General features: G+C 46.8%; 18 protein-coding genes. 9 read left to right on the forward strand and 9 right to left on the reverse strand.

Annotation, left to right across the window (positions count from 1 at the left end):
* Positions 1-1092: an AI-2E family transporter gene (locus DUW71_RS11525; RefSeq protein ID WP_119395403.1), complete on the forward strand. Its 1092-nt coding sequence runs from the start codon at positions 1-3 to the stop codon at positions 1090-1092.
* A 2-nt stretch (positions 1093-1094) separates the two neighbouring features.
* On the opposite strand, the gene DUW71_RS11530 is transcribed toward DUW71_RS11525, so the two are convergent.
* Positions 1095-1574, reverse strand: a complete 480-nt coding sequence (locus DUW71_RS11530; RefSeq protein WP_119395404.1) for a peroxiredoxin — start codon at positions 1572-1574, stop codon at positions 1095-1097.
* 138 nt (positions 1575-1712) lie between these two features.
* Between DUW71_RS11530 and dapA the strand changes: the two genes are divergently transcribed.
* The 3 genes from dapA to DUW71_RS11545 all read left to right on the forward strand — a co-directional run bounded on the left by dapA (position 1713) and on the right by DUW71_RS11545 (position 4106).
* Complete coding sequence (dapA, locus tag DUW71_RS11535) at positions 1713-2591, forward strand: 4-hydroxy-tetrahydrodipicolinate synthase (protein WP_119395405.1); 879 nt, start codon at positions 1713-1715, stop codon at positions 2589-2591.
* Positions 2588-3145, forward strand: coding sequence for a hypothetical protein (locus DUW71_RS11540; RefSeq protein ID WP_119395406.1), 558 nt, complete (start codon positions 2588-2590; stop codon positions 3143-3145). The genes dapA and DUW71_RS11540 overlap by 4 nt, the downstream gene beginning before the upstream one ends.
* A 169-nt stretch (positions 3146-3314) precedes the next feature.
* Positions 3315-4106 (forward strand): TIGR04219 family outer membrane beta-barrel protein, encoded by a 792-nt coding sequence (locus tag DUW71_RS11545; protein ID WP_119395407.1) that lies wholly within the window; start codon positions 3315-3317, stop codon positions 4104-4106.
* A gap of 33 nt (positions 4107-4139) precedes the next feature.
* Here DUW71_RS11545 and purU read toward each other — a convergent pair whose 3' ends face one another.
* Entirely contained in the window at positions 4140-4994 is an 855-nt protein-coding gene (purU, locus tag DUW71_RS11550; RefSeq protein ID WP_119395408.1) for a formyltetrahydrofolate deformylase, read from the reverse strand.
* 125 nt (positions 4995-5119) lie between these two features.
* On the opposite strand from purU, the gene DUW71_RS11555 reads away from it, so the two are divergent.
* Together DUW71_RS11555 and DUW71_RS11560 are read left to right on the forward strand one after the other, a co-directional pair.
* Complete coding sequence (locus tag DUW71_RS11555) at positions 5120-5527, forward strand: TraR/DksA C4-type zinc finger protein (protein WP_119395409.1); 408 nt, start codon at positions 5120-5122, stop codon at positions 5525-5527.
* Between the two features lie 111 nt (positions 5528-5638).
* Positions 5639-6052 carry a hypothetical protein gene (locus DUW71_RS11560; RefSeq protein ID WP_119395410.1) on the forward strand — a complete coding sequence of 138 codons (414 nt, stop codon included), beginning with the start codon at positions 5639-5641 and terminating at the stop codon, positions 6050-6052.
* Here DUW71_RS11560 and DUW71_RS11565 read toward each other — a convergent pair.
* A complete protein-coding gene (locus DUW71_RS11565; RefSeq protein WP_119395411.1) occupies positions 6042-6404 on the reverse strand; it encodes a response regulator in 363 nt (120 codons plus the stop codon). The genes DUW71_RS11560 and DUW71_RS11565 overlap by 11 nt on opposite strands.
* A gap of 153 nt (positions 6405-6557) precedes the next feature.
* On the opposite strand from DUW71_RS11565, the gene DUW71_RS11570 reads away from it, so the two are divergent.
* Positions 6558-7091 carry a TetR/AcrR family transcriptional regulator gene (locus DUW71_RS11570; protein WP_119395412.1) on the forward strand — a complete coding sequence of 178 codons (534 nt, stop codon included), beginning with the start codon at positions 6558-6560 and terminating at the stop codon, positions 7089-7091.
* On the opposite strand, the gene mtnC is transcribed toward DUW71_RS11570, so the two are convergent.
* From mtnC to dinB, 4 genes are read right to left on the reverse strand one after another with little or no spacing between them, the layout of a single operon-like run.
* Positions 7088-7765, reverse strand: coding sequence for an acireductone synthase (mtnC, locus tag DUW71_RS11575; protein ID WP_119395413.1), 678 nt, complete (start codon positions 7763-7765; stop codon positions 7088-7090). The two genes, DUW71_RS11570 and mtnC, sit on opposite strands and share 4 nt — an antisense overlap.
* Entirely contained in the window at positions 7762-8301 is a 540-nt protein-coding gene (locus DUW71_RS11580) for a 1,2-dihydroxy-3-keto-5-methylthiopentene dioxygenase (protein ID WP_119395414.1), read from the reverse strand. The genes mtnC and DUW71_RS11580 overlap by 4 nt, the downstream gene beginning before the upstream one ends.
* A gap of 7 nt (positions 8302-8308) precedes the next feature.
* Entirely contained in the window at positions 8309-8914 is a 606-nt protein-coding gene (locus DUW71_RS11585) for a methylthioribulose 1-phosphate dehydratase (RefSeq protein WP_119395415.1), read from the reverse strand.
* A 36-nt stretch (positions 8915-8950) separates the two neighbouring features.
* Positions 8951-10006 carry a DNA polymerase IV gene (dinB, locus tag DUW71_RS11590; RefSeq protein ID WP_119395416.1) on the reverse strand — a complete coding sequence of 352 codons (1056 nt, stop codon included), beginning with the start codon at positions 10004-10006 and terminating at the stop codon, positions 8951-8953.
* Between the two features lie 13 nt (positions 10007-10019).
* Here dinB and DUW71_RS11595 point away from each other — a divergent pair, with 13 nt between their 5' ends.
* Positions 10020-10346, forward strand: a complete 327-nt coding sequence (locus DUW71_RS11595; protein WP_119395417.1) for a TIGR01244 family sulfur transferase — start codon at positions 10020-10022, stop codon at positions 10344-10346.
* Positions 10347-10420: 74 nt separating this feature from the next.
* Here the strand turns inward: DUW71_RS11595 and ppa are convergent, their stop codons facing one another.
* Both ppa and DUW71_RS11605 read right to left on the reverse strand, forming a co-directional pair.
* Positions 10421-10948, reverse strand: a complete 528-nt coding sequence (gene ppa, locus DUW71_RS11600) for an inorganic diphosphatase (protein WP_119395418.1) — start codon at positions 10946-10948, stop codon at positions 10421-10423.
* 77 nt (positions 10949-11025) lie between these two features.
* Positions 11026-11571: a hypothetical protein gene (locus DUW71_RS11605; protein ID WP_119395419.1), complete on the reverse strand. Its 546-nt coding sequence runs from the start codon at positions 11569-11571 to the stop codon at positions 11026-11028.
* Between the two features lie 202 nt (positions 11572-11773).
* On the opposite strand from DUW71_RS11605, the gene DUW71_RS11610 reads away from it, so the two are divergent.
* The gene (locus tag DUW71_RS11610) at positions 11774-13150 is read left to right on the forward strand and encodes an SLC13 family permease (RefSeq protein ID WP_119395420.1); all 1377 of its coding nucleotides are present in this window, start codon (positions 11774-11776) and stop codon (positions 13148-13150) included.
* Positions 13151-13152: the final 2 nt, after the last annotated feature.

The raw sequence follows: 13152 nt of genomic DNA on the forward strand, positions 1-13152 counted from the left end.
ATGATTGATTACTTTAAGCGTTGGTATGAGCGCCATTTTGCCGATGAAGAAGCAGTGGTGCTGGTCGTTTTTGCTGCCGTCATGGCAATCATTATTTGGCAGTTTGGCAGCATCCTAATGCCAGTACTGGCTGCTATTCTAATTGCTTACATCCTTGCCCCAATTGTCGACTGGCTAGGCAAGTACATTTCCATCACGTGGGCGACGAGTGTTGTAACCCTGGTATTCCTCGGTATTTGTGTTTTAGCTTTCTTAGTGGTCGTACCGCTCATTTGGCAGCAGCTATTTAATTTGCTGTCTGATGTGCCAAAAATGGCGAGTGAAATTGAAAAGGGCATCGTGTACCTACAAGGGCAGTACCCAGAAGTGTTTGGTAACTGGCAACTTAATCAGGCGCTAGGTCAATTAGATTTAACCAACTTAGGGGCACAAATCACCCCAGTCATCAGTAGAGCGGTCACACTGAGTTTTACCAGTATCACCACGATTTTAGCCGCCGCGGTTTACCTAATTATCATTCCAATTTTGGTGTTTTTCTTTTTAAAAGACCGTGCATTGTTTTGGCAAGGATTTACTGCATTACTGCCGAAAAAACGCAATGTTTTGAATTATATTGCACGCGAAATGGATCAGCAGGCCTCAAATTATCTGCGTGGTAAGGCGATCGAAATTTTAATCGTTGGCGCTAGTGCTTTAGTAATTTTTAAACTGTTTGGCCTTGAGTACTCGGCACTTTTAGCTATTGCCGTTGGCTTGTCGGTGCTCGTGCCCTATGTTGGCGCTGTATTGGTATCGCTGCCGGTTGCGCTAGTGGCGTTGTTGCAATTTGGCTTAACACCTGAATTTTACGGTGTTGTCATTGCTTACATGGTATTGCAAGCATTAGATGGCAATGTATTAGTGCCAATACTGTTTTCTGAAGCGGTCAGCTTGCATCCAGCCTCGATCATCATTGCCGTACTGTTTTTCGGCGGTGTCTGGGGATTTTGGGGTGTGTTCTTCGCCATCCCTCTTGCAACGTTAGTGAAAGCAACCTTCAATGCATGGCCAAGTAACCGGGAGCCAATCGTTGATGAAGGTGCCCAGTCATAAGCCTAAGCAGTAGCTTTGTTTAAACTCTCAAGCACGCTCAGCACTTGCTTGGCGTGCCCTTTTACATTTACATCTTGCCATGCATGCAGCAGCTTTCCGCATGGCGATAGTAAAAAGGTAGATCGGTTGACCTTGGTTATTTCACTACCACCAAGCTGTTTGGTTTTGATCACACCGAAAGCCTGCGCCAAACTGCAGTCTGGATCGGCTGCTAGGGTGAACGGGAGTCTCAGTGCCTGTTTGAACTGCTTCAGTACTGGCACTGGATCTCTAGAAACACCTATTACTTCTGTATTGTATTGGCTGAACTGCTCATAATGCGCGCCAAAGTCTTGATTTTGAATGGTGCATCTAGGTGTGTGGCTTTTTGAGAAGAAGAACAGCAATAAATACTTATTTTTTTCAATGGCTGAGGCAATGTCGGGATGGTTTGCCGCAGCACTAATAAGATCCTTGGTATTTTCCACAGTCATGCCTTTCATTATTCGTAACGCCTGTTCTAAGTATTGACCATAATCTGACTGTTTGCTGACTTTTTGCCGTGCTCGGCAGGCGTTTTACTTGTTAGAATAAAACCTGCCAAGTACCATTAATTGCTTAACTCACAATGGAGTATTTTTATGATCACAGGTAGTACCGTTGCACTGGTAACCCCTATGACGGCGGCTGGCGATATTTGCTGGCAGACCCTCGAACAGTTGATTGAGTTTCATGTGTTTAATGGTACTGAGGGGATTGTGGCAGCCGGTACTACTGGTGAGTCAGCAACACTTAGCTTTGAAGAGCATGCTCAGGTTATCCGCTTCACTGTTGAAAAAGTGGCTGGGCGTGTGCCTGTAATTGCCGGCGCTGGCGGTAACTCAACCGCTGAAGCAATCAAGCTTACTAAAGATGCGAAGCAGTATGGTGCAGATGCTGTGCTTTCAGTAGTGCCTTACTATAATAAGCCAACGCAAAAAGGCCTGATTGCTCATTTTACAGCGATTGCTGATGCCGTCGATATTCCAATCCTGCTTTATAACGTACCGGGTCGCACGATTGTTGATATGACAGTTGAGACGGTAGCGGTTTTGGCTAAGCACAAAAACATTGTTGGGATTAAAGATGCGACCGGCGATGTGAGCCGTGTGCAGCCTACATTAGAAGCCTGTGGCCCCGACTTTGCACAGCTTTCTGGTGATGATGCGACGTCCTGTGAATTTCTTCTTGCCGGCGGCCATGGCACAGTGTCGGTGACAGCCAACGTTTCACCGAAAGGCATGGTTGAAATGGTGTCAGCAGCAAGGCAAGAGGATCGAGATCGGGCAGAGCGATTTGATCAGCTGCTGGTACCATTGCACCAGAAACTGTTTGTTGAACCAAATCCAATCCCTGTGAAATGGGCACTCAATCAAATGGGTTTGATTCCACCAGGTATTCGTTTGCCTCTAACTGAACTGGACGCATGTTTCCACGAAGAAGTGATGCAAGCTTTGAAAGATTCAGGAGTCGCAGGATGAGATGGACAGTTATAGCACTGCCAATCTTTCTAACCGCCTGTGCGAGCAAAGATCTATCTTGGATTGACCAAGAAGGTCAAGCGCCGCAAGTTCTGCCGGCCAGTGACAATGCTTTGTATTTGCCTGAGGGCACAAGAACGCCAGCCGAAAATTTAGCTGTGCCAACACCGCCTGAGCTTGAGCTTCGTGAAGTGGCGTTGAACCTTGAGCCCGGTGAAGTGATTGATGGCAACGGTGTGCCGGTGTTAAACCTAAATATGACGGCAGTACAAGCGCTCAATTTGCTACTAGACAATATTGAGCAGTACGATATCAATATTGTTGAAGTGAACGACAGTGGATCGTTGCTGACTATTCAAAGTGAGTCGTTCCAACTAGAAGGCAACCCAAGCTGGTTTAACCGATTTGATCAGCGTCTGCGCATTTCATTTGCCGATATTGGCAGCCAGTCCCGGATCAGCGTATGGCGTTACGACAATACACAGCCAGAACCAGAGTTGCGGGCGCAAGTGTTCGACATATTAAGTGAAATTCTCATCGAAACTGAAATGTAGCCTTTTAGTTAGTGAGGATTTGCTTGCCGTATCGCTAATATATACTAGGGTATGGGTTAGTTAGCATTTACGCTTGGGCGTGGTGTAAATGATCAATATTAAAAAATAGTCAAAGCCATTCTTGGTTTATCGAAACATCTACCGAGACTGGCTCTGCAAGGAGTCTGGAATGAAAAAGTTGGTTGCAGCCATTTTAGTTGCGTCGGCGCCGTTAGCTTCGGCGAAGTTGGGTTTGAATATTGACGTCAGTGCGGGTGGGAATTTCCCAACGTTAGCAAGTGATTCAAACATAGGAGACACTTTTAACCTTGAAAGCGATCTTGGATTAGAAGGTCAAACGGGTTTTTATGTGTTCGGAAGCCTTGAGCATCCAATTCCAGTATTGCCTAATGTTCGTTTACATCATAAATCGCAAGTCTTGAGTGGTGAAAAAGAACTAACTGAACAAGTTGATTTTTTGGGTGAGACCATACCGGCATCAAAAGTGCAGACGACATTAGATTTGTCGCATACCGATGCCACTATTTTCTGGGGTATCCCGTTTTTGCCAGTGGTTGACATTGAATTTGGTTTGAACGCCCGAGTTTTTAACTTAGGTATTGAAGCTGACTTGCCGAAAGAATTAAACGACCAGCAAGTTGACGACATTTCTGCGTCTCAAATGCTACCCCTGCCTATGTTGTATTTAGCGGGTGATGCCACTATCCCAGTGGTTGGTTTAAATTTGGGTGGTGAGTTCAAAACCATCTTCATCGAAGAAAACAATATCACCGAATATAATATTTACGGTCGTTACTATGCGCCTCTTCCAACAAACTTGTTGGTGAAAGTTGGCGTGGAAGCCGGTTGGCGACAGTTTAATATGACCATCTCTGATAGCCTGTTAGGACAAGACACTTCCGATTTACAGTCGGACATCACAATTGGTGGTGCATACGTTGGTTTAACAGCACGCTTCTAAGATTCATTAAAAAAGGCGCCCGAGGCGCCTTTTTTAGCTAAATACGACCGTTTTGTTGCCGTGTACAATCACTCGGTCTTCTAAATGCCAGCGCAAGCCGCGCGCGAGCACCGTCTTTTCAACATCTTTGCCACGTCGAACCATGTCTACTGGGTCTTCCCTATGGGTAACCCGTGCTACGTCTTGGTCGATTATTGGGCCTGCATCTAGGTCCTTCGTGACATAGTGGCAAGTAGCACCAATCAACTTTACGCCGCGCTCATGCGCTTGGTGATAAGGCTTTGCGCCAACAAAAGAAGGTAGAAAGCTGTGGTGAATATTGATGATTCGACCTGGCATAGCCTGGCAAATGGCTTCTGGCAATATTTGCATATACCGAGCAAGTACTACGGTGTCTGCCTTTAACTCATTTATTATTCGAGTTACTTCGTCGAAGTGAGGCTGTTTATCAGCCTTATCCACTGGCACATGATGATATCTAATGCCATGCCACTCTACTAAACCACGCAAGTCGTCATGGTTGGAAATAACACCAACAATTTCACAGTTTAGGTCACCTGAATGCCAACGATTCAGAATATCTGCCAAACAGTGAGACTCTTTGCTAGCCATCAATACGACTTTTTTCGGTTCATCAGAATCAGTAATTCGCCAAGTCATATTTAAATCATCAGCGATTGGCGCAAAGGCTTCCGATAGCTTTTCTTTGGAAAGTGGTAAAGTATCAGCTAATATTTCATTACGCATAAAGAACCAGCCGTTCTGCTGATCCGCATGGTGATTGGCTTCGACGATGGTACCATTATATTGCGTAAGGAAAGTGGATACCTTGGCGACGATGCCCACTTGGTCGGGGCAGTCCAGAACTAGACGTAGTACACGGCTCATTTGGCGGTTACCTTTTCAAAAGCGTTTCCAAAAGTGGCGAGCATGATATAACATGACCTGCCCTTTGAATACTACATACGTCAAGTCAAAGGTTTTTATCAAGCGTTCGAGGAAAGCGAGTTATCATGCTGACAGTGGAACAAATTCTAGCGGCACCTGAAGAAGAATACATGAATGAAGATCAGCTTGAATTCTTCCGTGCCCTAATCGTGCAGCAGCTCGAAGAAACACACGAGCAAATTAATGATGCAAAAGAACAGGTTCGTACTCAGCAGTACGAAGCAGATGAGTTAGACAAAGCAGCGGTTGAGGAAGAACGTCGCTTCCAGTTACGGATGATCGATCGCTTGACTAAGTTGGAACCGAAGCTGAAAGAAGCGCTCAAACGTATTGAAGACGGTGATTTCGGTTTTTGCGAAGTAACAGGGGAACCAATTGGGGTTCGTCGTTTAATGGCTCGCCCAACAGCTACGCTTTGTGCTGAAGAAAAGCAGCGGCAAGAAATGCAGGAAAAGAATTTCCGCGACGACTAATATCGCGGCAAACCATCGCCTTTCAGGCTGCAAAAACCTCGCATTCGCGGGGTTTTTTTTGGCACGTGTTTTGAAATGCTTATGTCAGTAGACGATTGTTGAGAGAAAATCATGGCTATAGCTGTTCAATCCCACGCCATAAACAGTTACCACTCCGCCCTAGCAAGAACGGATGCGTCGGCGCCGCTAGATGCTTCACAAGAGGTAACCGATGCTGGGTTAGACCAGGTGCAACTGTCAGGGCTTGATAAATTGTTTGAATATGTGGCCGACAAGTTTGATGTCCAGCGTATGGCGCGTCGTGATCGAACGGCATTGGCATCTGAATTATTTTCACTTGGCTTGATCGATCATAGCGCACACCAAATGCTGGCAAGCGTGGGTAGTAGCGAAGCAGGGGAGATTAATTTGTCGACTACGATGACTAAGGTTGTTGATATGTTGCCGTTTAGTCAACAGCAGGTTGCTGAGCGCTTAGTCATTGTCACTCAGAACCTGTTGGCTGCTCGATTACCTAGGCAATAAACTTACGTACTTCTGCCATTAAGGTGTTCTCATCGACAGGCTTAACCAAATAGCCCTTAGCACCTTGACGCTGGGCCCATACGCGGTCGGTCGGTTGATCCTTTGTGGTGACAATAATCACCGGAATATGCTTGGTGCGTTCGCCACGGCTCAGCTTGCGAGTGGCTTGAAAGCCATTCACTTCTGGCATGACAACATCCATTAACACTAAATCTGGTAGCTCTTTCTCGGCAACTGCTACTCCTTCATTGCCATCCCTCGCCGTTATGACATCATAGCCATTCGACTCAAGTACACGCTGGTGGCTAGCTAGTTGGCTAGCTGAATCGTCTACAACCAATACTTTTGTCATGCGTCTTCCTCTATGGAATTTATCTACTACTATAAATTATGCCTAGTTTTTTCGGGCTTCCAACCGGTGTTTGGTTCAAATTGTGTCGAGATCGGCTTTTTTTACCAAGCAATTACAAGGAAAATAGTAGTATAAACATAGGAATTCATCAGTATGAGTGCACAGATATCAACTAGAAACCAAAGGATTAGCCGGTCACTGATTTTAGATTGTGCTCGAGTAATCCTAGAAGAGCGCGGCGCGGATGCAGTGTCGATCCGACGTATTGCTGAAGCAATTCCATGTGCGCCACCTTCTATTTATTATTATTTCCGCAATAAGAAGGCGATCATCGAAGCGTTGATGGTTGAACCAATTGAGGGATTAGTAGAAGAGCTAGCCAACAGTGACAATATGTCGGCGAAAAGCTTCTTATCATCTTACGGCAATTACTGGCTAGCGCGCCCTGATAAGCTAAGACTTTTATTGTTGCCATCTCAGGGGATAGATCAGTCAATGCTGCAGTCGGAGCAATATGCCCTGATTGAAGCCAAGCTAGCTGAACGCCTAGACGGCGATTTACTGCAGGCCGAGGCGCTGCTTGGTGCTGTTAACGGTATGCTATTGAAGTTGATGGTGGAAGCAGAGCGGGATCATAGCGCGGCAGCAACCAAGATGACGCGCTACTTAACAAGTTTGACTGCCTAACTGATTAGGCGGTCAACTTCGTCGAAATTGTTCACCCAAGTAAATTCGGTTGGGTGATCTTTTACGCCTCTTTTTAGTCCTAAAACATTCACGCCTGTATTTCTTGCCGCTTCTAACTCTTGCCACACGTCGGATAAAAACAGTATTTCATCTGGCGCAAGGGCAAGCGCTTCGGCGATTTTCTGATAACTCTCAGTTTCGCGCTTATGGCCGATTTTAGTATCAAAATACTGGCTTAGGTAAGGCGTTAGATCGCCGGCTTGGCTGTGTTTAAACAATAATTGCTGAGCTTGCACGCTACCCGATGAGTAAATCGCAACGGTGTAATGTTGCGCCCATTTTTGAATGGCTGCGCTGGCATCAGCAAAAATATGGCCTTTTAACTCGCCGCTTTCATAACCATGTTGCCAGATCATCCCTTGTAAGGTCTTTAGGGGCGTTGCCTTAACATCTTCATCTATCCAAGCGAGCAGTTGCTCAACAACACTTTCTACGTCATTTGATATGTTCGCTAGGGCTGCCGCTTCGGCAAGGATGCCAGCAACGGCGGTATCGTCGCTATGCTGGCCAACGTATTGCGCTAGGTGCTGCTTAGCATACGGAAACAAAACATCGGCAACGAACTCGATAGACGACGTGGTGCCTTCTATATCGGTTAATATTGCTTTAATCATGCCGTCTCCAAGTATGGGTACTGTTCAGCAATATCACTACCTGTGTAGTGTGCAATCCAGCCAACGGGGTTGTTGAAGAAGCGAATGGCCGCAAAGTCAGGCTCTGGGCCCATATCAAACCAATGTGGCGTGTTGGCAGGTACGCCAATTAGGTCGCCGGCTTCGCAATGTACGGCCACTACTTTGTTATCTATATGGAGGTAGAATAAGCCTTCGCCACGCACAAAAAATCTGACTTCGTCTTCGCTGTGGCGATGCTCAGAGATAAACTTTTCCCGCAGTTCTGCAATATTTGGGCTGTCTTCGTTAACGCTTACAACATCGACTGTTTGATAGCCACCACGTTTACAAATACGGTCAATTTCAGCGCGATAAGATTCGAAGATGTGCGCTTCACTGTCTTGCGCTTCTGGTGCCAGCGTAATCCACTGTTCGAATAGCACGCCTTGGTCTGTTAAAAACTGTGTAATCGCCTCATCCTGTTGAAGCTTCTCTTGCACATTGCCTGATTCGTCGAAAACGGTAAGTGTTGTCATGGTACACCTATTTCAGTTGTAAGCGTTGTAGTTCGCACTCAAGGAGAAATTCGAGTGCCTCAATTTGTCGTACACAGGTGTCTACGTCGGTCGCCCAAGTATAAATTCCGTGGCCGCGTATAATATACGCACAGCACTCTGGGTGCGCCAAACGCCAATTGGCAAAAGCTTGAGCGATATCAGCCATCGTTTGACTATTTTCAAATATTGGTAGCAGTAGTGATTGTTCGTGACTACTGATATGTGGGAAAGCTTTCAGTACTTCATAACCACGCAATGGCAATGATTCCATGGCGCCAAGTGCCATAGACAATACTGTGCTGGCAACCGAGTGGGTGTGTAGCACGCATTGTACATCGCGATGTAGTTGGTAGATTTGGCAATGCAGTTCGGTCTCGGCTGATGGTGTGCGCTGCGCGACAGCTTTGCCGTGTTCGTCGACGACGATAAAATCGGACTCACTTATTTGAGCCTTATAAACGCCAGACTCGCTGACCCAAATTTCTGCCTCTTTGCGCAGGGAAAAATTGCCCGCCGCTGCCGGTGTCCAGCCCCTGCTAGCAAAGTATTGTGTTGCGCGTGTTAGGCCTGAAATGCTGTGCTCAAACGCCATATATACCCCTCTTGTTGTGGGCAAATTATAAAAGGCTTACCACGAAAGCGGAAGTTGAATAGGCCCTTGAGTTAATTGACACTGAAGACCAATCAAGCGAACCGGTCGGCGCTGGCGCTGCCAGGCAATACGGCAAAGTTCGGCGATAATTTCTTGATCAAAATGACTGCACTGGCTGGTTGCTGTGGTGACTTGAAAATCATCAAATTTGAGCTTAACGCTTAAATGATTAAACGGCCGACCCGCTAAGCGCTGACGTGCTTGCGGTAATAAGCCCAGCACCACCTCTGTTATGCTGTCTTGATCTTCGAGGTTTTGCGGAAGCGTTTTTTCAACACCCACCGACTTTCTGCGTCGCTCAGTTTGCACCGGCCGATCATCTTCCCCAATGCTCATCTGTTTTAGTCGAGTCGCGAAGTTGCCAAGAAAAGTGAGCGACTCTATGCTGGTTTGCCAAACGTCTTGGCAAAGCGTTATGCCTTTTCGTTCGAGGCGGGTTTGAGTTTTGGGGCCAACGCCAGGAAATTTTTTTACCGGTAAGTTTTGCAAAAACTCAAGCTGCTTGGCAGGTGATATGGTGGTAACCCCTGCTGGCTTGCGCCAATCACTCGCTAGTTTTGCCAGCAGCTTGTTTTGGCTAACCCCAGCAGACACGGTAATTCCTACTTCTCGAGCCACTAAAGATTGCAGCCACAGCGCTAAGTCTGTTGCACTACCGTATGCTTGGTAATAATGGCTAACGTCAAGGTAGGCCTCATCAATAGATACCTGCTCAAATTGATCACAATGATCTTTGAGCAACTGCATGACTTGCTTGGACACTTCCTGGTAGCGTTGCATACGTACCGGTTTGATGATCAGTTGTGGGCATTTTTGCTTTGCTTGCCATGTCGGCATCGCCGAGCGCACGCCAAATGCTCGAGCAGGGTAGTTAGCTGTTGTGAGCACCGAGCGAGCGCTAGCGCCGCCAACCGCCAAAGGGTGATTGGTTAAGCTAGGGTCGTCCAATTGTTCCACAGATGCAAAAAAGCAATCGCAATCTATGTGGATAATTCTGCGTTGGCTTGTGCTAGAGTCCAATATGTACCCCATATGGAGTTGAACAATGACTGCAACCTATATTACCGAAAAATTCGCTGTATCTCCGCAAATCTTGCCTGATCATGTATCGGCGCTTGCAAGTGAAGGGTTTACCGACATCGTGTGTAATCGACCAGACGGTGAAGAGCCAGGCCAGCCAGCTCATACCGAGATTCAGGCAGCGTGCGAATCAGCAGGGATTAACTTCCATTATTTGCCAATGAGCAATCCAGCCGAAGCCGCCGTGCACATTGAGCCGTTAAAGGCTTTGATTGGTAGTGATGCGAAAGTATTTGCGTTTTGTCGAACTGGCAATCGCTCCTCTATGCTATTCAACGCCGCACAAGGTTGATTATCAATAAGCGCCACTTGAGTGTGGTGCAAAAAAAAAGCTGCCGATACAGGCAGCTTTTTTAGTTGGTCTGATTAGCCTTTATAGGCTGCAGCGGCAGTTTCGATGGCTGCTCTCGCGGTAGCTGCGTCTTTCCAGCCACGTACCTTCACCCATTTGCCGGCTTCTAGGTCTTTGTAGTTCTCAAAGAAGTGCTGGATTTGCTCACGCAATAATACAGGTAGGTCTTCAACATCTTGCACGTCATCGTATAGCTTGGTGAGTTTGCTATGCGGTACGGCAACGAGCTTGGCATCTTCGCCAGCTTCGTCTTCCATTTCTAGTACCCCAACTGGGCGGCAACGTACCACTGAGCCTGGCTGTACTGGGTATGGTGTTACCACTAGAACATCGAGCGCGTCGCCATCGTCTGCGAGTGTATTTGGAATATAGCCATAGTTGGCAGGGTAGAACATAGGAGTGGCCATGAAGCGATCAACCAGCAGCGCATCCATGTCTTTGTCAATTTCGTACTTGATTGGGTCGGCGTTCGCCGGAATCTCAATCGCCACGTAAATGTCGTTAGGCAAATCTTTGCCAGCCGGAATATTCTGATAGCTCATAGTTGTCATCTCTTGTTGTATGCCCAATGGGCGTTAGCGACCAAAGCATTATATGGAGGCAATCTTTGGCACGCAAATCACATACCTTGCATGATGATTTGCAGCTGATTTTGTTGAATATCGACAGCTTTTACACGTGTCTCAATCAAAGCGGCCCACTGATTATCTAATTCGGCTAGCAACCTTTGTTCAATAGCATTGGTAGCAAAATCTGGTAGTTGCCAGCCTGATAAGCTGATTTGCTCAAGGGTTAAATAAGGAAACTGGGACGTGGAGGTAACCCATACGTCGACAGGTAAGTAGCGCCCCTCACCAAGCTGATCGACTGGCCAATCAAGTTGCCAAACCAGTCTTTCTGGCGCAGCCAAAAAGCTTTGGTTAACACTGATGCCAAGGCGCGCGAAGTTTGCCTGACTGGCCAACCAAAGCTGGCCCGTCGTGATATTGAGCTGCTCGACTGATGGATTGGCGAATTGCTGTACTAAATCTGGCGAGCGAGTGAAATCTGCTGTAGTAGGGCGATCGATGGCGCGCAATTGAGTTGTTGTTAACTGAAATACCAATAAATAAGCGGCCAATAAAGTAAAGGCAATTAGGCTTAGAACCCAGGTTAAAAAACGCATAACACCCCTCGATTTTGTTATCGCTCGAGCATAGCGGCTTTAGCGTGAAAAATCTTCTCAGCAACAGGCAACCAAATGATTAAGATCAGCGCTTTTATTGCTCAAAGTGTGAGAATGCGCGCCATACTAGCAACACGCTAGCCAGTGAAATAAGTTCATGCAATAGCTACTGTGTATTCCATGCCTGCTACAAGAGGACTATATGGCCACCCAAACCATTAATCGAAAGTCGCTGAAAGCTCTTATTTGGCTAGTTTTTATGTTGGTTTTTTCTGCCTTTCAGCCGTTTTCTGTGTTTGGACTCAATGCTGCGCAAAACGCCGCTGCAATCATTGTGTTAACGGCTGCAGTGCTATGGGTGAGCGAGTGGGTGCCCTTGTTTGTAGTAAGTTTCTTAATATTAGCCATGGAGCTCATTTGGCTATCACCTTTATTGGCAGCGCAGAAAGCTAGTTTCGACACGCAAATTTTTTTCGCGCCGTTTTTTAGCCAAATCATATTGTTGTTCTTGGCAGGCTTTGTACTGTCGCAGCTGCTGCAAAAATACAACCTAGATATTCACTTTGCCCACTTTCTGCTGCGTCGTTCACAAGGTAATCCGCAGCGTATCATTCTTGCGCTCATTGTTGCAGGCGCTTTCTTGTCTATGTGGATGAGTAACACAGCCACCACTGCGATGATGTTGGCCATCTGTATGCCGCTTATCCGCCAGCTACCGGCGCAAGATAATTATCGCACCGCCATCATTTTGGCCATTCCATTTGCCTGTAACCTCGGTGGTATGGGCACACCAATCGGCACTGCCCCAAATGCAATTGCGCTGAGTTATTTACATGGCATTGGTATTCAACTGAGTTTTGCTCATTGGATGTTGCTTGCTGTGCCGTTTATGAGTTTGCTGTTGGTGATTCTTTGGCGCCTGTTGCTTTGGATGTACCCAAGTCAAACGCAATGCATCGAGCTAACCAAAACACATTTCGACCAGTTTGATGGCCAGCAGAAGTTTGTCATTGGTATTTTTGCCGTCACAATTTTTGGCTGGTTGTTTGGTGGGCAGATAGGCCTATCAACAGGCATGGTGTCGCTGCTTCCCATTATTGCATCGTTTTGGTTCGGCCTGCTTACTGCCGATGACTTCCGTTCACTCTCGTGGGACGTATTGTTTATGGTGGCAGGCGGCTTAGCGCTTGGGGTGGCCGTTGTTGAAACTGGGCTTGGGGAGGAGCTTGTGGCCTTCTTGCCAACTGGGTTGGCATTCCCGGTGCTAATTGTCTTAGTGGTGGTTATTAACTCTATTGCTTCGGTGGTAATGAGTAACACGGCCACAGCAGGCCTTATGATTCCTGTGGTAATTAGCTTGCCACTGCCAATTATGCAAGTTGCCGTGTTAGTGGTAATGGTTACCTTGTCCTGTTCATTGGGCATGGTGCTACCTGTCAGTACACCACCTAATGCCATTGCGTTTAGTTCTGGCGTTTTAACCAGTAAGCAACTAGTGAGAGGCGGATTAGGCATTGCGCTCATTGGCACCTTGCTGCTACTAATACTAGGACCAACCTATCTGCAGTGGGTGCTGTAGCG

Origin of the sequence: Salinibius halmophilus (assembly GCF_003577475.1) — a bacterium.
GTDB classification, from domain to species: domain Bacteria; phylum Pseudomonadota; class Gammaproteobacteria; order Pseudomonadales; family Natronospirillaceae; genus Salinibius; species Salinibius halmophilus.